This is a genomic window from Trinickia violacea, from assembly GCF_005280735.1.
In the GTDB taxonomy this organism is placed as follows: domain Bacteria; phylum Pseudomonadota; class Gammaproteobacteria; order Burkholderiales; family Burkholderiaceae; genus Trinickia_A; species Trinickia_A violacea.
In genome coordinates, this window is record NZ_CP040078.1 from 636,639 (window position 1) to 657,175 (window position 20,537).

Annotated in this window: 23 protein-coding genes and 1 pseudogene; 13 read left to right on the forward strand and 11 right to left on the reverse strand. The window is 61.3% G+C overall.

From position 1 onward, the window contains the following. The first annotated feature begins 211 nt into the window (after positions 1-211). A complete protein-coding gene (locus tag FAZ95_RS24840; protein WP_137335178.1) occupies positions 212-448 on the forward strand; it encodes a DUF2442 domain-containing protein in 237 nt (78 codons plus the stop codon). Positions 449-524: 76 nt separating this feature from the next. On the opposite strand, the gene FAZ95_RS39470 is transcribed toward FAZ95_RS24840, so the two are convergent. Beyond that, on the reverse strand, positions 525-884 hold the full coding sequence (locus tag FAZ95_RS39470; RefSeq protein WP_175425747.1) for a hypothetical protein: 360 nt from the start codon (positions 882-884) through the stop codon (positions 525-527). Between the two features lie 525 nt (positions 885-1,409). Between FAZ95_RS39470 and FAZ95_RS39475 the strand changes: the two genes are divergently transcribed. Further along, entirely contained in the window at positions 1,410-1,814 is a 405-nt protein-coding gene (locus tag FAZ95_RS39475) for a hypothetical protein (protein WP_175425748.1), read from the forward strand. A 51-nt stretch (positions 1,815-1,865) separates the two neighbouring features. On the opposite strand, the pseudogene FAZ95_RS24855 reads toward FAZ95_RS39475, so the two are convergent. After that, positions 1,866-2,780 (reverse strand): annotated as a pseudogene (locus tag FAZ95_RS24855) (LysR family transcriptional regulator). Positions 2,781-2,894: 114 nt separating this feature from the next. On the opposite strand from FAZ95_RS24855, the gene FAZ95_RS24860 reads away from it, so the two are divergent. Further along, complete coding sequence (locus tag FAZ95_RS24860) at positions 2,895-3,989, forward strand: tartrate dehydrogenase (protein WP_137335179.1); 1,095 nt, start codon at positions 2,895-2,897, stop codon at positions 3,987-3,989. A 95-nt stretch (positions 3,990-4,084) separates the two neighbouring features. Beyond that, positions 4,085-5,380, forward strand: coding sequence for an MFS transporter (locus FAZ95_RS24865; RefSeq protein ID WP_137335180.1), 1,296 nt, complete (start codon positions 4,085-4,087; stop codon positions 5,378-5,380). On the opposite strand, the gene FAZ95_RS24870 is transcribed toward FAZ95_RS24865, so the two are convergent. Continuing rightward, positions 5,328-5,594, reverse strand: a complete 267-nt coding sequence (locus tag FAZ95_RS24870; protein WP_137335181.1) for a hypothetical protein — start codon at positions 5,592-5,594, stop codon at positions 5,328-5,330. The genes FAZ95_RS24865 and FAZ95_RS24870 overlap by 53 nt on opposite strands. Before the next feature lie 187 nt (positions 5,595-5,781). Here FAZ95_RS24870 and FAZ95_RS24875 point away from each other — a divergent pair, with 187 nt between their 5' ends. The 4 genes from FAZ95_RS24875 to FAZ95_RS24890 all read left to right on the forward strand — a co-directional run bounded on the left by FAZ95_RS24875 (position 5,782) and on the right by FAZ95_RS24890 (position 7,992). Then, positions 5,782-6,147, forward strand: coding sequence for a hypothetical protein (locus FAZ95_RS24875; RefSeq protein ID WP_137335182.1), 366 nt, complete (start codon positions 5,782-5,784; stop codon positions 6,145-6,147). Between the two features lie 265 nt (positions 6,148-6,412). Beyond that, positions 6,413-7,186, forward strand: a complete 774-nt coding sequence (arsH, locus tag FAZ95_RS24880; RefSeq protein WP_137335183.1) for an arsenical resistance protein ArsH — start codon at positions 6,413-6,415, stop codon at positions 7,184-7,186. Positions 7,187-7,191: 5 nt separating this feature from the next. Next, positions 7,192-7,521 (forward strand): ArsR/SmtB family transcription factor, encoded by a 330-nt coding sequence (locus FAZ95_RS24885; RefSeq protein ID WP_437437781.1) that lies wholly within the window; start codon positions 7,192-7,194, stop codon positions 7,519-7,521. Continuing rightward, entirely contained in the window at positions 7,522-7,992 is a 471-nt protein-coding gene (locus tag FAZ95_RS24890; RefSeq protein ID WP_137335184.1) for an ArsI/CadI family heavy metal resistance metalloenzyme, read from the forward strand. A 47-nt stretch (positions 7,993-8,039) separates the two neighbouring features. Here the strand turns inward: FAZ95_RS24890 and FAZ95_RS24895 are convergent, their stop codons facing one another. Then, on the reverse strand, positions 8,040-8,381 hold the full coding sequence (locus FAZ95_RS24895; protein WP_137335185.1) for an ArsR/SmtB family transcription factor: 342 nt from the start codon (positions 8,379-8,381) through the stop codon (positions 8,040-8,042). Between the two features lie 204 nt (positions 8,382-8,585). Here FAZ95_RS24895 and FAZ95_RS24900 point away from each other — a divergent pair, with 204 nt between their 5' ends. Next, on the forward strand, positions 8,586-9,089 hold the full coding sequence (locus FAZ95_RS24900) for an arsenate reductase ArsC (protein WP_137335186.1): 504 nt from the start codon (positions 8,586-8,588) through the stop codon (positions 9,087-9,089). Continuing rightward, the gene (locus FAZ95_RS24905; RefSeq protein ID WP_137335187.1) at positions 9,086-9,829 is read left to right on the forward strand and encodes an aquaporin; all 744 of its coding nucleotides are present in this window, start codon (positions 9,086-9,088) and stop codon (positions 9,827-9,829) included. Before FAZ95_RS24900 ends, FAZ95_RS24905 begins: the two co-directional genes overlap by 4 nt. Positions 9,830-9,948: 119 nt before the next feature. Here FAZ95_RS24905 and FAZ95_RS24910 read toward each other — a convergent pair whose 3' ends face one another. The 4 genes from FAZ95_RS24910 to FAZ95_RS24925 are packed head-to-tail and all read right to left on the reverse strand — an operon-like array spanning position 9,949 to position 13,986. Further along, positions 9,949-10,251 carry an acylphosphatase gene (locus tag FAZ95_RS24910; protein ID WP_137335188.1) on the reverse strand — a complete coding sequence of 101 codons (303 nt, stop codon included), beginning with the start codon at positions 10,249-10,251 and terminating at the stop codon, positions 9,949-9,951. A gap of 24 nt (positions 10,252-10,275) precedes the next feature. Then, complete coding sequence (locus tag FAZ95_RS24915; protein ID WP_137335189.1) at positions 10,276-11,625, reverse strand: sigma-54-dependent transcriptional regulator; 1,350 nt, start codon at positions 11,623-11,625, stop codon at positions 10,276-10,278. Positions 11,626-11,639: 14 nt separating this feature from the next. Next, positions 11,640-13,097: a HAMP domain-containing sensor histidine kinase gene (locus tag FAZ95_RS24920; protein WP_137335190.1), complete on the reverse strand. Its 1,458-nt coding sequence runs from the start codon at positions 13,095-13,097 to the stop codon at positions 11,640-11,642. A 10-nt stretch (positions 13,098-13,107) separates the two neighbouring features. Further along, positions 13,108-13,986 (reverse strand): substrate-binding domain-containing protein, encoded by an 879-nt coding sequence (locus tag FAZ95_RS24925; protein ID WP_137335191.1) that lies wholly within the window; start codon positions 13,984-13,986, stop codon positions 13,108-13,110. 174 nt (positions 13,987-14,160) lie between these two features. Here FAZ95_RS24925 and FAZ95_RS24930 point away from each other — a divergent pair, with 174 nt between their 5' ends. The 3 genes from FAZ95_RS24930 (at position 14,161) to moaA (ending at position 18,387) form a co-directional block, all read left to right on the forward strand. Next, on the forward strand, positions 14,161-14,685 hold the full coding sequence (locus tag FAZ95_RS24930; protein WP_137335192.1) for an arsenate reductase (azurin) small subunit: 525 nt from the start codon (positions 14,161-14,163) through the stop codon (positions 14,683-14,685). A 16-nt stretch (positions 14,686-14,701) separates the two neighbouring features. Continuing rightward, positions 14,702-17,179, forward strand: a complete 2,478-nt coding sequence (locus FAZ95_RS24935; RefSeq protein ID WP_137335193.1) for an arsenate reductase (azurin) large subunit — start codon at positions 14,702-14,704, stop codon at positions 17,177-17,179. An 80-nt stretch (positions 17,180-17,259) separates the two neighbouring features. Then, positions 17,260-18,387, forward strand: coding sequence for a GTP 3',8-cyclase MoaA (moaA, locus tag FAZ95_RS24940; RefSeq protein WP_137335194.1), 1,128 nt, complete (start codon positions 17,260-17,262; stop codon positions 18,385-18,387). Between the two features lie 74 nt (positions 18,388-18,461). Here the strand turns inward: moaA and arsC are convergent, their stop codons facing one another. From arsC to merR, 3 genes are all read right to left on the reverse strand, one after another. After that, positions 18,462-18,884, reverse strand: a complete 423-nt coding sequence (gene arsC, locus FAZ95_RS24945) for an arsenate reductase (glutaredoxin) (RefSeq protein WP_137335195.1) — start codon at positions 18,882-18,884, stop codon at positions 18,462-18,464. A gap of 5 nt (positions 18,885-18,889) precedes the next feature. Beyond that, positions 18,890-19,975 carry an ArsO family NAD(P)H-dependent flavin-containing monooxygenase gene (locus FAZ95_RS24950; protein ID WP_137335196.1) on the reverse strand — a complete coding sequence of 362 codons (1,086 nt, stop codon included), beginning with the start codon at positions 19,973-19,975 and terminating at the stop codon, positions 18,890-18,892. A 142-nt stretch (positions 19,976-20,117) separates the two neighbouring features. Continuing rightward, positions 20,118-20,537 carry a mercury resistance transcriptional regulator MerR gene (gene merR / locus FAZ95_RS24955; RefSeq protein ID WP_137335197.1) on the reverse strand — a complete coding sequence of 140 codons (420 nt, stop codon included), beginning with the start codon at positions 20,535-20,537 and terminating at the stop codon, positions 20,118-20,120.

A 20,537-nucleotide genomic window follows, 5' to 3' on the forward strand; every position in this document is an offset into this window, starting at 1 on the left:
TTTGCTTGATAGGTGAAAACCGCTAGTTGGCTCGGGGTTTGCTTTTTGTAGGCGTGCGAGGCCCGGAGGCGTCGCATGCGCAGCGCCCGCCTACATCGCGCCATGCGCGTTGTCCGGCCCCGTTGCGGGCGCCGGCGGCGTGCTTGACGCAACAAAGCCGCGACCTATTCTGTAAGCCGAAGACCCATTGCTCTGGACTCTGGAGACGACCATGGAAACCAGCGCCGTTGACGTACGCTTCGATCCCACTCATCTGTTTCTCCAGTTGTCCGACGGCCAGGAACTCGAGTTTCCGTTGCGCTGGTTTCCGGTACTGGCGGCCGCGACGCCGGACGAACGCAGTCACTTTGCGATTTCGATCGACAGGCAAGAGCTGTATTGGCCCGATCTCGAAGAAGACATGAGCGTCAATGCGCTGGTCCGGTCGTTGCCGGACATGCGGCATTGAGCGGATTGCGGCGCGTGGCGGTTCGAACCGGCGTGCCGGCGGGCGCCGCGCGTCATGGCGCCCGCTTCATGACGGCCTAGACATTCGGCGCGAGGGATGAAGGCGTCGTGCTAGGCGCGAAGGAAACTTCGCGAATCGCAAAGCCCTGCGGGTTCGCCGGCCGGCAATGGCCGCGCGCGGCTTCTACTTCTACCGCAAACGCGCCCGGGTCAGGGTCGATCACGAAGTGGTGGCGCGCATTCGTCGCGCCGGCGAATTGCACGTCGATCAACGGCGTCGTGGTCATGGCCAGCGCCACGCCCTTCGATGCGGGCAGCAGCCCCGCGAATGCCGCGATACCGGTCCCGCATGCTGCCGTCACGGCGACAGCGGTCACGGCGGCGAGAACACGAATACGAGTCGACTTCGATTTCGCCGCGTTCGATGAGTGGTTCATGACAGCGTCCTCCTATTCGGTGCAGTCCAATATAACGTCCGATGGAAGCCGATTCGCCCACACCGGCGTCACATTTGTAAGTAAATGTCCGAAGCCGCGCCCGCGGCTCGCCGCCTGACAATCCCGCCCGTTTCCTTGCCTTAACCGCCATCTCGCGAGGGCGTACGCGAATCGCGTACGCCCGTTCATTTGCCGCTGCGGTCCGAAAGCGCGCTCGCCGCACGCGACACGTCTCGTTACACACAAACACAAAGGTAATCGGCTCGATCCCTATCTTGGTTCCTGGCACTGATACGCGAGGAACGCCATGAAACGAATCCTGTTGCTGGCCTTGATGGCCGTCTGTCTCGGAAGCGCGTTGAGCGGTTGCATCATCGTGCCGGACGGCGGCTATCACGATCACTGGCACGACCACGACCGCTATTGATCGCTCGATCGAGCACTTGGACACGATGCATCCGCTCTTGGCTTTGCATAGGACCGGAGTAAGCGCAAAGCCCAGCCGACACAGAGGAGAAGCAAACGATGAGCAGCACCTTGCAAAAGATGGCCGTCGACGGTCGTGGCATGTACGGCAAGCCGGGCAAGAATAACGACATCAACGGAATCCCCCGTCCACGTCCCAGATCGGAACTCGTGGAATGCGCCGCGCGCTATGAGCTCGAGCTGGCGCGCGGCGCTTCGCATCTGGCGAGCATGATGTCTTATGCGACGCTCGAAGCGGCCATGGTCGAGGCGGTCGCCGAGTTCGTGAAGCAGCACGGCGACGACGATTTGCCGGTATTTCTCGAACTGCTGTCGCGGCGCTTGTCGGAGCGCAAGAAGCCCGAGGCCGCATCGGCGCTCCGCATCCTCAAGGACAGCGGCCGGCCCCCCAGCGCCGATGAGCTTCGCAGACTCTGGAGCTCGGTCGGCATGGCGATGGGCTGACGATGTCTTGACTGCGACGGGCCTTGGCGACCGGCTTCGGCGACCTCGCGCTTATCCTCGCTTGCCGAGCGCTGCCACGAGCATGTCGACGAACGCTTTGACGCGCGCGGTCATCTGCAGGTGCTGCGGGTAGACCGCATAAATGTCGGCGCCGGGCGTGCGGTATTCGGGCAGCACGTGGACGAGGCGTCCGTCGGCGAGTTACTCCGCGATATCCCATTCCGCGCGCATCAGAATGCCGTGGCCGTCGAGCGCCCATTTCACGGCGATCTCGCCGTCGTTGGTGGTCAGGTTGCCGCGCACGTGCACGGTCTCCGTTTTTTCCGCCGCGCCGCGACCGCTCGTCAGACGCCAAAGCCCGTAGGCGTCGTCGCCTTGCCGGATGCCGATGCAGTTGTGCTGCGACAGCTCGGCCGGACTGCGCGGCAGCCGCCGGTTCGCGAAGTACGCCGGCGCTGCGCAGAGCAGGCGCCGATTCGGCGCGACCCGGCGCGCGATGACGCGCGCATCGGGCGGCTCGCCGAAGCGCACGCAGACGTCGAACGCATCGTCGGAAAGCGGCGGCGGATCGACCGATAGCTGCAGCTGCACGTCGACTTCCGGATACGCGCGCACGAACCGCGAGATCAGCGGCGCGACGTGGCTTCGGCCGAAGCCGAGCGTCGCGTTGACGCGCAGCAGACCTTTGGGCGTGGCCTGCGCGCCGCCGAGCAATTGCGCGAGGTCGTCCATCTCGCCGAGGATGCGGCGCGCTCTCGCGAGATACAGCTCCCCCTCGGCAGTGAGGCTCATGCGGCGCGTCGACCGGTTGACGAGCGAGACGCCGGCGCGCGCTTCCATTTGCGCGAGATGCTTGCTGACGGCCGCCGTCGTCAAGCCGAGTTCGCGCGCGGCGGCGGTCAGACTGCCGCTCGCCGCGAGCGTCGAGAAAAACGCGAGGTCCTCGGGCTGGATCGAAGCGGTCATGCGCGTCTCCCTCATTGTCAACTTCAAGTTAAGAATGCTTTAAGTCTAGCGGCGTTTGCAAAGCCCGTCGCCGTCCTACCATCGTCATCACATTCACATATCTGGAGACGACAGGTGAGGACTTATCGCATTGCCACGATTCCCGGCGACGGCATCGGCAAGGAAGTGGTTCCGGCCGGACGGCGCGTGCTCGAAGCGATCGCCGCCGGCAGCACGGACTTTGGCTTCGACTTCGAAGACTTCGATTGGGGCGGCGACTACTACCGCAAGCACGGCGTGATGATGCCGGCCGACGGGCTCGATGCGTTGCGCGACAAGGACGCGATTCTGTTCGGCTCCGCCGGCGACCCGCACATCCCCGACCACGTGACGCTCTGGGGCCTGCGCCTGAAGATCTGCCAGGGCTTCGACCAGTACGCGAACGTGCGTCCCACCCGCATCCTTCCCGGCATCGACGCGCCGTTGAAGCGCTGCGGCCCGAAGGACCTCGACTGGGTGATCGTGCGCGAGAACTCCGAAGGCGAGTACTCCGGCGTGGGCGGCCGTGCGCATCAGGGGCATCCGATCGAAGTGGCGACCGATGTTTCGATGATGACGCGCGCGGGCGTCGAGCGCATTCTCCGCTTTGCGTTTCGTCTCGCGCAATCGCGCCCGCGCAAGCTCCTGACCGTGATCACGAAGAGCAACGCGCAGCGTCACGCGATGGTGATGTGGGATGAGATCGCGCTGCAGGTGTCGAAGGCATTTCCCGACGTCAAATGGGACAAGGAACTCGTCGATGCGGCCACGGCGCGCATGGTCAACCGGCCCGCGACGCTCGACACCATCGTCGCCACGAATCTGCATGCCGACATCCTGAGCGACCTCGCCGCCGCACTCGCCGGCAGCCTCGGCATCGCGCCGACGGCGAACCTCGATCCCGAGCGCCGCTATCCGTCGATGTTCGAGCCGATCCACGGGTCCGCATTCGACATCATGGGCAAGGGCTTGGCCAATCCGGTCGGCACGTTCTGGTCGGTCGTCATGATGCTCGAGCATCTCGGCGAGCGGAGCGCCGCGCGTCAACTGATGGACGCGATCGAACGCGTGACCGCCAACCCGGCGCTTCATACGGGCGATCTCGGCGGCAAGGCGACGACCGTGGAAGTGACCGATGCCGTTTGCGCGATGCTCGCTTCGAACGCGGCGGCGGCTTCGCAGGCAGCCTGAGACGCTTGAAGCCGGCAACGGCCGACCACGCACGCAAACGAAGACGCCCGGGCCGGAGCGATCAGGCCACGGGCATCTCGCTGGAGACGACGTTCATGAACACCGATTTGGAAACCCGCACGGTGCGCAAGCTGATCTGGCGCATTCTGCCGTTCGTCATGCTGCTTTACTTCGTCAGCTTCCTCGACCGCGTCAATGTCGGCTTCGCGGCGCTGACGATGAACAAGGACCTCGGACTCACGCCGACGATGTTCGGACTCGGCGGCGGCATCTTCTTTCTCGGCTATTTCCTGTTCGAAGTGCCGTCGAACCTGATCCTGCACAAAGTGGGCGCGCGCATGTGGATCGCGCGCGTGATGGTGACGTGGGGGCTCGTTTCGGTGGCGTCGGCGTTCGTCACCGGAGAGAAGTCGTTCTATGTCCTGCGCTTCCTGCTCGGCGTGGCGGAAGCGGGCTTCTTCCCGGGCATCATCCTCTATCTGAGCCAGTGGTTTCCCGCGCGTCAACGCGCGCTGGCCGCCGCCGCATTCATGGCGGCGGCGCCGCTCTCGACGGCGATCGGCTCGCCGATTTCCGGCGCCCTCATGCAAATGCCCGTTATGGGCGGTCTCAAGGACTGGCAATGGCTCTTCATCATCGAGGCCGTCCCCGCGATCGTGCTCGGCTTCGTCGTGCTGAAAGCGCTGACCGATTCACCCGCCAAGGCGGCCTGGCTCGCCGATGACGAAAAGGCGTGGCTCACGGCAACGCTGCGCGAAGAGAGCCGCGGCCGAGAGTCCGAAGGCGGGCACGTGGCCGGCGCGCTGGGCGCGCTGCGCGACCCGCGCGTGTGGGTGATGGCGATGATTTACTTCGGCACGTCGGCGGGCCTGTATACGCTCGGCTTGTGGGCGCCGCTGATCATCCGCCAGTTCGGATTCTCGTCGTTGGAGACGGGCGCGTTGAACGCGATACCGAGCGTGCTCGCCGTGATCGGCATGGTGCTCTGGGCGCGCCGTTCCGATCGCAGCGGCGAGCGCACTTGGCACGTCGTGATTCCCTGCGTGGCGGCGTGCGCGGGGCTCGCGTGGGCCGGCTTCGCCGATACCGCGTTGAGTGTGGTGCTGGCGCTCGTCGTCGTGAACGTGGGCATCAGCGCGGCCAAGGCGCCGCTTTGGGCGATGCCGAGCACGTTCCTCTCGGGTGCCGGCGCGGCCGCCGGCATCGCGATGATCAACTCGATCGGCAACCTCGGGGGCTTCGTCGGGCCGTTCGCGATCGGCTGGCTGAAGACGCTGACGGGCGGATACGCGGCGGGGCTTTTTGTCGTCGCGGCGAGCCTCGCACTTTCGGCGATGCTCACGCTGTTCGTCGGGCGGCGCGGGTATCGCGTGACGCCGATGGCGCGCTGAACCGGCCCTCGGGATACACGCGCCAGCTTCCATCGCCGTGCCGGAAAAAATACAAAGCGCGCACGCCGCTTTGCGATTGCGCTTCGACGCAAACGTAGCGTGCGCCATCGATGCGGGTACGGCCGAACGCCGTCACGCGCACCGGCGTCGCCAACTCCGGCGTGAGCCATTTCTCGACTAGGCCGCGCAAGGATGCCTCGGCTGGGGTTTTCATGTTTCGCTCCGCTCGGCGAAAAGGGCGGCGATGCGCCGTTCCCCTCCATAACGCCTTCGCGGCGTGCGATGTTGACCGGGGTTTTCCGGGGTTACATGTGACACCTTTGGATACACAAAAACACACGCGCGGTATTCCGTCTCGATAAAGTTCGCAACGTTGCATCTGACACTCGAGAAAACAAATCATGAACATCACACGAAGCCGCTGGATTGCGATAACACTGATTGCGGGCGCCGGAATAGGCGCATCGTCCGCGGCGTTCGCGCACGTGGATATCGGGGTCGACATCGGTGTTCCGGGTGTCGTGTATGCACCCCCGCCGCCGCCGGTGGTGTACGCACCGCCGCCGCCTGTGATTTATGCCCCGGCTCCGGCGCCGGGCGTGGTTGTCGTCAGTCCGGGCTGGTATGGGGAGCGCTACTACGACGGGCGTCGCTACTGGGATCGCGATGAGTGGGAAGAGCGGCACCATGGCTGGGACCACGATCACGGCCACGGCCACGGCGAGTGGCACCATGAACACGAGTGGCATCACGACCACGACGACTGAGCGTGGCCGGTGGCGGGGCGCCTTCGCTGTCCATGACGGGCCTCGCCTTGATTGATAGCGACGTTCACTGCAGCAAGCGCTATTAACGCCCCTCGCCATCCGCACCCATCCACGAAACCGTGGGTCAGCGGGATGAAGACGATCCTGGCGAATCCTGCAACCAAGGTGATCGGGGTACGCCGACGCCTGTCAACACTTCCACTTGCAATTTCTCGATATTTCCATAAACTTGGAAATATCAAATCATGCGTTGCATTGGTGCTCGATGACGCTCGCCTTCTCCGAATCCTCCTCACTTCCGGCGGCCAAGCCGCAGTTTCTCGACACGGCAATTGCAGCGCGCCTAGGCATGTCAGACGCGCCGCCAGTGCGCATCCTGCTGCTGTACGGCTCCTTGCGACAGCGTTCCTACTCGCGTCTGCTTGTCGAGGAGGCGGCCCGTCTGCTTCAGTTATTCGGTGCTGAGACGCGTATCTTCGACCCGCGTGGACTGCCATACCCCGACGAGGTGGAAGGTAACGACCACCCGAAAGTGAAGGAGTTGCGAGAGCTGTCTTTGTGGTCCGAGGGGCAGGTCTGGTGCAGTCCGGAACGCCACGGCACGATTTCGGGCGTTCTCAAGACGCAGATTGACCAGCTTCCCCTATCGATGGGCGGTATTCGTCCCACCCAGGGGCGGACTCTTGCCGTGATGCAAGTCAGTGGCGGCTCTCAGTCGTTCAATACCGTGAACCAGCTGCGCCAGCTAGGCCGGTGGATGCGCATGTTCACCATCCCCAATCAGTCCTCGGTTGCAAAAGCGTACGAAGAGTTCGACGAGGAGGGGCGCATGAAGCCTTCGTCGTACTACGACCGGTTGGTCGACGTGATGGAAGAGCTCGTCAAGTTCACGTTGCTGCTGCGAGGCCGTGCCGACTACCTAGTGGACCGTTACAGTGAGCGGGTCGAGGCAGGCCGTCCGCTTGACCCGAAGACGGACCTGGCGTCCCTGGCGATGGGACTCGGCGAGTCGGCGCCGCAGCAGGAAGATATCGAGTAATCCCTATGGCGACGATCGATTCAAAGTCAGCGGTGACGGCTCTCGCCGCACTTGCGCAGGAATCACGTCTCGCAGCGTTCCGGCTTCTCGTCACTGCGGGCCCTGCGGGCATGAGCGCGGGCGCCATCGCCGAGGCGTTAGGACTCCCTTCGCCCAGTCTGTCGTTTCATCTCAAAGAGTTGAGTCACGCGGGTCTTATCGAAGGTCGCTCGCAGGGAAGGCACATCATGTACAGCGCGAATTACGCCAACATGCAGGCGCTCATGGATTTTCTTATGGAGAACTGCTGCGCGGCCCAGCAAAGCGGTTGTGCACAGAACGAGACGGAGGCTTGAATGAAGCGATTTCACGTGCATGTGGTGGTTCCGGCGCTCGAGGAAAGCGTGCGCTTTTACACCGGACTGTTCGGCGCAGAGCCCACGGTATTAAAGGACGACTATGCCAAGTGGATGCTGGACGATCCACGCGTCAACTTCGCCATCTCGTCCCGAGGCGGTGCGGTCGGTGTGAATCACCTTGGATTTCAGGTCGACAGCGACGAAGAACTGGCTGAGCTGCGGGAACACGTGGTGGCGGCAAGCGTGAAAGTCGCAGACCAGCCTGGTGCGCAGTGCTGCTATGCGTCATCCAATAAGTATTGGAGCCAAGATCCCGCGGGTATTGCCTGGGAAACGTATCACACCCTCGGAGACATTCCCTTGTTCGGAGCAGACAACAGACAGGCATCTACCGCGACGAGCGAAGCGTGTTGCGCTCCGGTTACTTCAATTCCGGCTGTGATAGGTCGACAGGTCAACTGCGGCTAAGCCCCAAAAGCCACCAGCCGCATGAAGGCGGCCGGTGTAATCAAAGATCAAGCCGGTACGGGCTTGCATTTGACTTTCCTGCGAGGCTTGCACTCCGCGGACTCTACGCCCTGACAGCAGTTTTCCGTCAGAAACCCGATAAGGCCGTTCATGTGCTCGATTTCCGGCGCGTAGTAGACGAACCGGCCTTCCTGGCGCGAACTGACCAAGCCGGCATACGCCAGTTCTTTCAAATGGAACGACAGCGTCGCACTGGCCAGCTCCATTTGCTCTTGGATAACGCCGACGCTCATCCCGTCCGGGCCGGCTGAAACAAGCAGTCGGAAAATTGCCAGTCGGGTGGGCTGGGCCAGCGCAGACAAGGCTTTGATGGCGTCTTTTTCGTTCATGGTGCAAATGTTGCCGCGTTAAATCGATGATTCTAACGCCATTGAGACGTCATAGCGCGACACCCGAATTGATGGCGCGACGAACAGGGCGTCCTCTATTCACTATTGCTTCCAGGTCCCGGCTTGTCGTCGATCTACATTTCCATTATATTGGAGATGTCGATTCATACGGCAAGCTCGCCCGGCGTCCGACTGGAGCCTCTCATGACCGAAGTCCGAAAATACAACGTACTTTTTCTATGCACCGGCAACTCGGCGCGAAGCGTGCTTGCCGAAGTGCAATTGAATACGTTAGGTCGTGGTCGCTTCAATGCCTATTCGGCGGGCAGTCACCCGAAAGCGGAAGTTAACCCGTTCACACTGGATTTGCTCACTAAGATGAGGTTGTCCACCGAAGGACTGCGAACGAAGTCATGGGATGAGTTTGCCAAGCCCGACGTTCCCGTTATGGATTTCGTGTTCACGGTATGTGATCAGGCCGCGGGGGAACAATGCCCGCTTTGGCCAGGGCAGCCGATGACAGCACACTGGGGGATTCCCGACCCAGCCGCCGTTGAGGGCTCTGACGACGAGAAAATGCGCGCGTTCAAGGACGCAGCTGCGAGCCTGCGCAAGCGAATTGAGCTGTTTATCAGCTTGCCGATTGCGTCCCTTGAACGGCTCGCGCTCCAGAAGGAGGTCACGGCCATTGGGAAAACGCCGCTATGAGATTGCGCCACGCGGTCGTCGCCGAGTTTTTTGGCTCAGCGCTCTTGCTTGCCACCGTGGTTGGCTCCGGTGTGATGGGCGAGCGACTCGCCGGCGGCAACGTGGCAATCGCGCTTCTCGCCAATACTTTGGCGACAGGCGCAGGCCTGGTTGCGCTGATTGCCACGTTCATCAGTATCTCGGGCGCGCACTTCAATCCCTTGGTGACGCTCGCTGAAGTTTGGCTCGGCAAGCTGCGTTGGAAGCACGCGGCGGCCTACATCGCAGCACAAGCCGTTGGCTCGATCGCGGGTGTGATCGCGGCTCAGGGTATGTTCGATTTGCCGTTGCTCGAGATGTCCCGGCATGTGCGCACCGGGCCCTCTCAGTGGTGGAGCGAGGTAGTCGCATCATTCGGCTTGCTCACCGTGATTCTGAACGTGGCAAAGCGGCGCATCGAGTTCGTTCCGGCGGCCGTCGGCGGCTATATCACTGCCGCCTATTGGTTCACGGCATCGACGTCGTTTGCCAATCCGACCGTGACCATCGCGCGTTCGTTCACGGATACCTTTGCCGGTATCCGGCCTATCGATGCACCCGGATTCATCGTGAGCGAACTGGTCGGCGGAGCACTCGCAGTCTTTCTGTTCCGCTGGATGGAGGGGCGTCCGCATTCCCCATCGGGAAGCGCGTCCACGGCAGCGGGTAGCGAATCCGGGAAGAAACATAAGACGGATGTCTCTGTCGAGGCGGGACATTAGGATAAGGAGCCCGTCAACTAAATTGACGACGCCGAGCCTCGTCGCGCGCAGTAACGCCGCAGTAACGCTAATAGGGGGGCGCAGTTAGCGTGCGCGTCCCTGCATCGCGCCGACCAAAGTCACAGGGTTGGCAGCCGTTCGAATGCATCGAAGCGGGTAAACGGCGGCGGTACTTCCGTCACCTCGAGTTCTTCGACAAGCGCTGCGGACATTCCTTCATCGAGCCACACGCACATGTCGTCAAGCTGCTCCGGGGAACCCTGAAGCATGACCTCGACCGAGCCGTCCATGCGGTTGCGCACCCAGCCCGTGACCGCCGACGCTCTGGCCCGGCGCACACAAGCTTCGCGGTACCCGATACCTTGCACCTGGCCGCGCACCCTCACCAGCCTGGTCTCGAGAATTCCATCGTCTGAGCTCATACGACGTCCTCTGCGTCGGTGGTGCTACTTCGCAGCGTCGATGGGCGACTCTGCTGCAATCGCATGCCGACGCATCTTTTCCCATAGACTCTTCCGCGAGATACCGATGGCCTGGGCAGTCTCGGAAATGCGTCCTTGGTGCTGCATCAGCGCTGCGCGCAGGAAGGCGTCTTCGCACGCGGCCATATAGTTGTCCAGCGGCGTATCCGTCTCCGTAATGGCGGGGGACTCCGTTCCTTCCTCCTCGAAGATGTCAGACGAGAGAAGCATGTTTCGAGCGCACACAATACATGCTCGTTCGAGGCGGTTTTGCAGCTCCCGCACATTCCCGGGCCAGCCATACGTCGCAAGTCGCGCCTCTGCTGATGGGTGAAACAACTTCACGGGCTCTCCGAGCCGGCTGGCAATATGGCGGACAAGACGATGCGCAAGCCATAGGACGTCGTCGGGCCGGTCGCGAAGCGCCGGCACGTGTAGCCGGAGGATATTGATGCGGTAGTAGAGGTCCTCGCGAAACTTCCCGAGCCGGACTTGTTCGGCCAGGTCTCGGTTCGTCGCACAGATGAGGCGGAAATTCGCTTCGACGTCATGTTCGCCCCCAACTCTCGTGATGCGGCGCTCCTGCAATGCGCGCAACAGCTTCACCTGCATAAGCAGAGGCAAATCGCCTATTTCGTCGAGGAAGAGCGTGCCGCCGGATGCCTGCTCGAAATACCCTTTCTTTTGCCGGTCCGCTCCGGTGAACGCTCCCCTCTCGTGTCCGAAAAACTCGGATTCGAGCAGCGTCTCCGGAACCGCACCGCAATTGACTGCGACGAACGGCAGCGAGTCGCCGGGCGCATGTCGATGGATAAACCGCGCAAGGACTTCCTTGCCCACTCCTGACTCGCCGGTAACCAGTATCGACTTGGCGCGGCCTGCGACTCTCGGCACCAGTTCCGCAAGCCGCCGCATCGGTTCGGACACGCCTAAGTCGCTTTGAGCGGGCATCGCCTGGTCCGGTATGCCTGCGCCGGTAAGCAGTCTGATTTTGTCGACCAGCGCGCCGATGTCGAATGGCTTCGTGATGTAGTCCGCCGCGCCGCGCTTCAGCAACGAAACGGCCGTATCGACCGACGCGTAGGCGGTGATAAAGACAAACGGGGGATTGGATGTGCGCGTCGAGACCGCGCGAGCAAACAAGTCGTCACCGGAAATGTCAGGCAGACGGATGTCGCTGATGACGGCCTGATAGGGGCGGGTTTGCAGTGCGCTCCAGGCGGACTCACCGTCGGTGTGCCAGTCAACTTCGAATCCTTCCAGCCGGAATCGGTCAGCCAGAGATTCCCCCATGATGGGGTCGTCTTCAATGACACAGAGAAGGGCAGGCAACATGACGTGCTCCTGCTTTAGCGAGCAGAAATCGGCAACAGCACGGCAAAGCACGTCTGCCCCGGTTCGCTATCGACTGAAATGGTGCCACCGAGCTGCGTCACGATTTGATAGCTGACCCACAGACCGAGGCTATGTGAACGACGTCCCTCCCTTGCTGCGACCGACCCGAACGGCTCGAATAGATGTTCCATCGCGACGCCGGATATGAACTGGCCTGAATTGGACACGGCAATCTGCAGAGCACCTTCGCTCACCGCCACTGAGCAGCTAACGCGGCCGCCCGTTTCGACCGCCTTGGCGGCATTCAGAAGCAGGTTAAGCACGAGCTGCCGCACGAGATGGGCCGGTAACGCGACGTCCCCGTCCAACACGATGTTCCAATGAAACGATGCTTGCTTGGCGTGAATCTGCGGCGCCGCCAGCAACTTCAAGTCCTGCCAGTCGGATAAACTGATTGCCGGTGAGTCCAGTCGTGCCTCAAACAGCAATGCGCCAACCGTTGCGCGAATTTGGCCCAGACCGCGCTCGAGGAGTCCCAGCGTCTTCCGGGTTTGGGCGTCGGGCTCACCATGCGTGTTGAGCGTGTCGATGGCGTTTAGCATGCCGCCCAAAGGGTTGTTGATTTCGTGCGCGATACCCGCTGCAACGCGTCCGACGGCCGCGAGCCGTTCGGAGACGACGACTTCGCGTTCGAGGGCCTGCTTTTGTCCGAGCTCGGCGAGCATGGCCTGGAACTGTTGTCCGAGCTGGCCGATTTCGTCGTTGCTTTGCGTCGTGATGTCGGCTCCGACTTTATCTGGCGGCTCCTTGCCGATGCGGGACATGGCAGAAGCGAGGCGCAGGAGCGGTTTCGCCATTCGGTCACCCCAGACCCAGCCCAGCGGTATCAGCAGCAACAGGACCGGCACCGTGGCCACTCCGAGTTTGACCAGCGTCGAGCGCACACGGCTGTAGAAGGTGTCGGCGTCGTAAACCAGAACCACATAGCCGAGGCGGCTCCCATCATCGGAATCCACCGTCATGCCGGCAGTGACGTCACGACGCGCGAATAATCCGGGGAAGTCAAAGAAGAACGGGTCCCCCGGGCCGCCCAGCTTTGAGATGACCGAAGCAAACTCAGCAGGAAGTTGGCTGACTGGGCGTTGAATCGGTTCCGTCTTCGGCGAGGTCGAGACGTATACGCGGGCCCTCGCATCAAATAGGACGATTTCCTTGAGCGGATTGGTGGGTTCCCTCACCGACACGGGTGTTCGAATCACCTCGAACGCATGCCATAGGTCGTCCTTCACCATCGGATTGCGAAGCGACAGCGTGAGCACCCGGCAAAGATTCTTTGCACTGCTTTCCAGGTCGTTTCGCGCGTCGGACACCGCAACGCTCACGAGCGCGATGGTCACGAGCAATTCCGTCAGCAGAATAACGGCGGAGAGCGCCAGCGGAATCTTGTAGCGGTAACTGAGGCGGGACAGCATGGACGCGCCCTTAGATGGGTCCGGCGTTCAAGATGGCGACCAGGCGGCGAATGCCGTCGAAGACCTTGTCGTCATCGCGCACAAAGCCATCAAGGTTCAGTCGCTGCAGCACTTCGCGGCCGTCGGTGCGGTCTTTCATGCCGACAAGCGCCTGCTGGATGTGAAGAAAGGCGTCTTCGTCGAGGGAGCGACGTGCCACGATAGGGGGAAAACCGTACTTGGGGGAGCGCCAGGCAACACGTACGTCACGCGTGCGTTCGGGGTCCTGCTTTTCGATGGTGTCAAACACGTAACCGTCGATTTCTCCGCCGTCCGCCACGCCGGAACTCACCGCATCGACCACCTTCCTGTGCGCATAAGTGAAGAAATACCGCTTGAAGAACTGGCTCGGCCGGATGCCTGAGCGAATCAGTTCGGTGGTCGGCACCAAGTAGCCAGAGTTGGATTCCGGGTCACTGAACGCAAACACACGGTTCCTGAGTTGGGAAATGTGGTTCGTCGTCGAGTCGCTTCGCGGAACAAGGAGATAGGAGCGATAGAGCGGCTGAGCGTGATAGTCCGGTATGGCCAGCAGCCGCATCGTCTGAGGATGCGTGACGTAGGGAAAACCACACACCCACGCGACGTCAAGTCGACCGCCGGCCAGCAGGTCATCGATTTCCCGATAGCTATTGCGCTGCACAAACTCCACATCGGTATTGCAGACGTTCCCCAGCTCGCGGCTCCACTGGTCGAGCAGGCTGATTTCGTTGTCGAGGAACACGGCGGTCGTGCCAAACGCGAGTGCTGGATTTTCGTTAGCGGTGCTGACTTTGATTTGTGAGAGCAAAGGAATGCTCAATGCGAAGCGCAGAATCTGCCGCCGCCGGATGTTACGAAGTGGTGACATAACGGCGCACTCTCCCCGACGAACCGTTACCGAACGGTAATGCCGTCCAGCAGTTCCCTGACGGCAGCGACCGCGCACGCGCCTTTCTGCAAAGGTCAAGCCGGATGGCATACCTCTTGCCGTTGACTCGATGCTAACGACAACACCTGCAAGATTCAAGCAAAGGAGGAGGCCATGTCAGACCTGAAAATCGCGCGCCGGACGTTCCTAAAAATCGGTGCTGGCTCGGTTGCCGCGACGGCCGCGTCGACGCTCGCGCCGAAAGCCGTCGCTGCCGCGAATCCGGTGGATACAAGTAAGACGAATCTTCCCTATCCGACGAAGCCGGTCGCTCAGGTGGGGCGCATGACGGTCAACGCGCCGGTTTCCTTCTCCTATCCGGATGCGTCGTCGCCGTGCACTGCCATCAAGCTGGGGAGCCGCGTCCCTGGCGGCGTCGGACCGGAAGGCGACATCGTGGCCTATAGCGCCATGTGCACCCACATGGGCTGTCCGGTGACCTACGACGCGGCGACGAAGATCTTCAAGTGCCCGTGCCATTTCAGCATGTTCGACGCCGAGAAGGCTGGACAGATGATTGCCGGTCAGGCTACCGAGAACCTCCCCCGGATACGACTGCGCTACGACGAAAAGACCGGGACGGTATCTGCCGTCGGCATCGAAGGGTTGATATACGGCCGTCAGGCCAATGTGCTTTGAGTTCGAGGAGCTGAAAATGGCTAAGGACAAAGACCGTATCGTGTTACCGCCTGTCACGGCCCAGCGAACCAATATGACCTGCCACTTCTGCATCGTTGGATGCGGATATCACGTCTACAAGTGGCCGGAGGACCAGGAAGGCGGCCGCGCGCCCAGCCAAAACGCGCTGGGCGTGGACTTCCGCAAGCAGGTGCCGCCTCTGACGCTCATCATGACGCCTGCAATGGAGAACGTGGTGACGGACCACGATGGCACGCGACATACCATCATGATTGTTCCGGACAAGAGCTGCGTCGTGAATAGCGGCCTAAGCTCGACGCGGGGCGGCAAGATGGCGACGTACATGTACACGCCGGACGGCATCACGCAGGAGCGATTGAGGAATCCTCGCGTCTTCGTGAGCGACCAATGGGTCGACACGAACTGGGATGACGCGATGGCGCTCTACGCCGGGTTGATGAAGAAGGTGCTCGACAAGGACGGGCCGAACGGCATTGTGTTTTCCTGCTTCGACCACGGCGGCGCCGGCGGCGGATTCGAGAACACGTGGGGTACTGGCAAGCTGATGTTCTCGGCGCTGCAAACTCCGATGGTACGCATCCACAATCGCCCAGCCTACAACTCGGAATGCCACGCCACCCGCGAGATGGGGATCGGCGAGCTGAACAACTCGTATGAGGACGCCGAAGTCGCAGACGTTATCTGGTCCATCGGCGCCAATTCGTATGAGACGCAGACCAACTATTTCCTCAATCACTGGGTACCGAACCTGCAGGGCAGCACGCTCGGCAAGAAGCAGAAATGGTTCGCGGGCGAGACATTCCCGAAGACGAAGGTCGTGTTCGTGGACCCGCGACGGACGCCAACCATTGCCATCGCCGAGCAGGTCGCGGGAAAGGACAACGTCCTGCATCTGGATATCCAGCCGGGTACGGATATCGCGCTCTTCAACGGCCTCTTCACGTATGTAGTGCAGCAAGGCTGGATTGACCGCGACTTCATCGCGGCTCACACGAACGGGTTCGACGACGCTGTGAAGGCGAACACTTTGTCCTTGGCTGATTGCAGCCAGATTACCGGGGTGCCTGTCGAGAAGATTCAGATGGCCGCGGAATGGTCGTATAAGCCGAAGGCCCCGGGCCAGATGACACGGACGATGCACACCTATGAGAAGGGCATCATCTGGGGCAACGACAACTACCTGATTCAGTCGTCGCTCGTCGACCTCGCGCTCGCCACGCACAACGTCGGCCGTCGAGGCACGGGATGCGTGCGCATGGGCGGCCACCAGGAGGGATACACGCGGCCACCGTATCCGGGCAGTACGAAGATTTACATCGACCAGGAGCTCATCCACGGCAAAGGACGGATGATGACCTGGTGGGGATGCAACAACTTCCAGACGAGCAATAACGCTCAGGGCTTGCGCGACGTCGTCCTGCGCCGCTCGCAAATCGTCAAGGATGCGATGCAGGGCGCACGCGGTGCGACGACTGAGCAGATGGTCGACGTTGTCTACGATGCGACGTCCAAGGGCGGCCTGTTTGTCGCGAGTATCAACATCTACCCGACGAAGCTCGCAGAGGCCGCACACATCATGCTTCCCGCCACACACCCGGGCGAGATGAACCTGACGTCGATGAATGGCGAACGCCGCATGCGCCTCTCTGAAAAGTTCATGGACCCGCCGGGCACCGCGATGCCGGATTGCCTCATCGCCGCGCGCGTGGCCAACACACTGCGCGATATGTACCGCAAGGATGGCAACGCGAAGATGGCGTCGAGATTTGACGGCTTCGACTGGAAGACCGAAGAGGACGCCTTCAACGACGGATTCCGTCGCGCCGGACAACCGGGCGTGGAGAAGATAGACAGCCAGGGTGGCAGTACAGGCAATCTGGTCACGTATGAACGCCTGCGGGTGATGGCAAACAACGGGGTGCAGTTACCGACAAAGGCGTGGGAAGGTGGCAAGCTGGTCGGCACGGAAATGCTGTACATGGACGGCAAGTTCGATACGCCGGACGGCAAGGCGCAATTCAAGCAATCGCCGTGGCCTGGTCTGCCGAAGCTGGTCGCCGACCTGAAAGGCAAGTACCGCTTCTGGATAAACAACGGTCGAACGAACGAAGTGTGGCAGACGGTCTATCACGACCAGTACAACGAGTTCGTCCGCGCGCGCGACCCGATGGCCTACATCGAAATCAACCCCGGCGATGCGCAGGAACTCGGCGTCAGTGCGGGCGATATCGTCGAGGTTTACAACGACTTCGGGTCAACCTATGCAATGGCCTATCCGGTTGCGGAGGCGAAGCACAACCAGACTTTCATGGTGTTCGGCCACATCAACGGCATTCAGGACGATGTGACGACAACGTGGACTGACCGCAATATTGTCCCGTACTACAAAGGAACTTGGGCGAACATTCGCCGGGTCGGGTCGATGGAAGATTACAAGCGAACAGTGAGCTTCAAGAGTCGACGTTACGTGTAGGTGATGGCGGCCGGCGTTACGCCGGCCGCATCTCGCTTTTTTCGGATTCGACGGCCATCCGCATGGGGAGTGGCGCTGCGATGAAGGCATTTACGCTGGGGAGAGTCATCCCGCTTGTGGAAGTCAGCGCCGCAAGCTCGGCGGAGCAGCGTTTGCATGCGGCTGACCTCACCGCGATTGAGCTGCCGCTTCGCGACACGCGCCAGCGCCCGTTGCGAGATCTGCGCATTTCGGTCACCGACCGATGCAACTTTCGCTGCATCTACTGCATGCCGAAGGAGGTGTTTGGCAAGGACTACGCGTTCCTGCCCCGGAGTGAGCTGCTCAGCTTCGAGGAAATCGAACGCGTTGCTCGGGTGTTCGTTGGTCTCGGTGTCGAAAAGATCCGCTTGACGGGCGGAGAACCCCTGCTGCGAAAAGACCTCGAGTACCTTGTCGAGCGGCTAGCCAGATTGCAAACGCCTCGCGGTGCAGATATCGACCTGACGCTGACGACCAACGGTTCGCTGCTCAGTCGCAAAGCACAATCACTGCGCGATGCGGGGATGAAGCGCATCACCGTCAGCCTCGACGCGATAGACGAGGCCATATTCCAACAAATGAATGGCGTCGACTATCCGGCAGCGCGAGTGCTCGACGGTATCGAAGCCGCGCAACGTGCCGGCCTGGCTCCGGTCAAGGTCAACATGGTGGTCAAACGCGGCGTGAACGACACGCAGATTTTGCCCATGGCACGGCACTTCCGGGGAACCGGAGCGGAGGTCCGCTTTATCGAGTTCATGGACGTCGGCACGAGCAATGGCTGGAACATGGAGTCGGTAGTGCCTTCGTCCGAGGTTCTGCGCATTATCCATGCTGCCTTCCCACTGGTGTCAGCCAACCGCGACAGGCCTTCCGACACATCGGTTCGATTCCGCTATGCAGATGGTCAGGGAGATATTGGTGTCATCTCGAGCGTCACGCGGCCTTTCTGCGGAGGCTGCACGCGGCTACGGTTGTCTGCGGACGGCCAGCTCTTCACTTGCCTGTTCGCTTCTCGCGGACTGGACATCCGCAATCCAATGCGAAACGGCAGCTCTGATGATGCATTGCGATGGCTTGTCGCCGACTTGTGGACGCAACGGGCTGACCGCTATTCAGAACGCCGTGGCGAAAATAGCGCCGCGCACGACCAGCCCAAGGTCGAAATGTCGTTCATTGGTGGTTGAGGCTGCGCCGACTGTCCGTCCATCAAGATGAATCGTCGAAGTCGTTGCTGAGATTCATCGCCCCTTGTGTTCCGCTACTTCACGCGATGCCCGTGTTCGTCAATGACCACCTCGCCATCTTCTTTGGTAAATGGAACGTTCTGCGCTTCCGGCAGGATGTCCAGAACCAATTCTGACGGCCGGCACAATCGCACGCCATGTGGCGTCTCCACGAACGGGCGGTTGATGAGTATGGGATGCTTCATCATGGCGTCGAGAAGCTCATCGTCGCTGAGCGACGGGTCGTCAAGGCCCAGCTCCGCGTACGGGGTACCTTTCTGCCGCAAAACTTCACGCACGCTCAGGCCGGACTTGCCGATAAGCTCCAGCAGCCGTTCGCGGGTCGGCGGTGTTTTCAGGTATTCAATGACGACCGGTTCGATTCCGGCGTTGCGAATCATGGCCAATGTGTTCCGCGAGGTGCCGCAATCCGGGTTGTGGTAAATCGTGACGTTCATGGTGTCTATTCCTTAAGGGTATTCAAATACTGGTCAATCTGCGTAGCCGCCGACCTCGCGGTACGCATCACACCGATGAGCGTCGCGGATGCAAAGCCGCACCATTCACCGTATCCGACGAGCCAGAGTCTCGGTTCCTGCACTGCGCGACCGTCGAGAACATCAACGCGGCCAGCGTCGTTTAGGACGTGCAGCGGACGCAGATGCTCGAGTGCGGGCCGGAAGCCGGTACACCAGATCATGGCATCGACGTGCGAGTGGGAGCCGTCCTGCCATACGACGCCATCGACCGCAAAGTGCGAGAACGGGCGCTCGGAACGCAGCACTCCCCGGCCACGCGCTTCACGCACGGGCGGCACCATGACAACGTCGCCTAGCCCGCCAGTTGGCGCAGGGTCCGGACGACCTTCGGCCCGCGCTTTCCATCGTGCCGTAGCGCGTTCGAAGAGCACACGCCCGTCAACGTCGTCCGGCAAGAAAGTGGGCTCTTCCAACGTAACCCATGTCGTGTGACAGACCTGCGACAGCTCCGCGAGTATCTGGGCGCCTGAGTTGCCCCCACCCACGACCAGTACGTTCTTCCCGCGAAACCCCTCCGGGTTGCGATAGTGTGCCGAGTGCAACTGCTCACCCTCGAAACTCGCTTGCCCCGGGTAGTCTGGAATGTACGGACGGCCCCACGTGCCCGTGGCACTGACGACCGCTTTTGCGAGCCATTCCCCCTTGTCCGTCGACACGAGCAGCCCGGCGTCGCGACGCGCTACGGACGTGACGTCGACTGGGCGCTGGACCGGAATTTCGTATCGCTTCTCGTACTCGGTGAGATAGCGAAGGACATGGTCGCGCGACGGGTATTGCTCTGATGCGGGCGGCATTAACCAGCCTGGCAACGAGCTCCACTGCGCGGGCGAAAAGAGGTGAAGCGAGTCCCACGTATGCTGCCACGCTCCGCCGGCGGCCGGCTGGTCGTCAAGGACCATGTAGCTGATACCGGCGCGGCGCAGGAAATAGGCAGCGGCGAGGGCCGATTGACCGCCGCCGATAATGGCAACATCGATTGGTGTAGTCGCTGACGCGTTGCTGTTAGACATGGTGGGTCGAGTAGGCGATATTTCGATAATACCGGATATGTTGTATTTGATGGGGTGCGCGAGATGTGCGGTGACTTCTGACCTGTCGAAGATAATCAGCGGACTCAGTGTGGACCGACACCGTCGTCCGGCCGGCCAGGAGCTAGCGCTTTGAATGGGCCAAATCGCTGCCGTCCATCAGTGCATTGATAAGCGGACAAGACACCTTGCCTTTCGACCTCGAACAGCGCTGTACCAGCGTCGTCAATGCACCTTCCAGCATGGACAAATCCTGTATGCGCTGACGCACTTCAGCGAGCTTGTTCTCGGCGATTGCGCGCGCCGTCGAGCACGCTCGTCCGTCGTGCAGAGACAACAGCGCCTCCACCTCATCGAGCGAAAAGCCGAGCGACTGCGAACGCTTGATGAAGAGAAGCCTGGTCAACATATCCGCCGGATATCGTCGAATGCCACCTATAGGGCGGGGTGGTGCTGGAAGTAACCCGCGGCGATGGTAGTACCTCACTGTTTCGACGTTGACCTCTGCCGCTTCGGCCAACTGTCCGATGGTCATTTCTTGCAT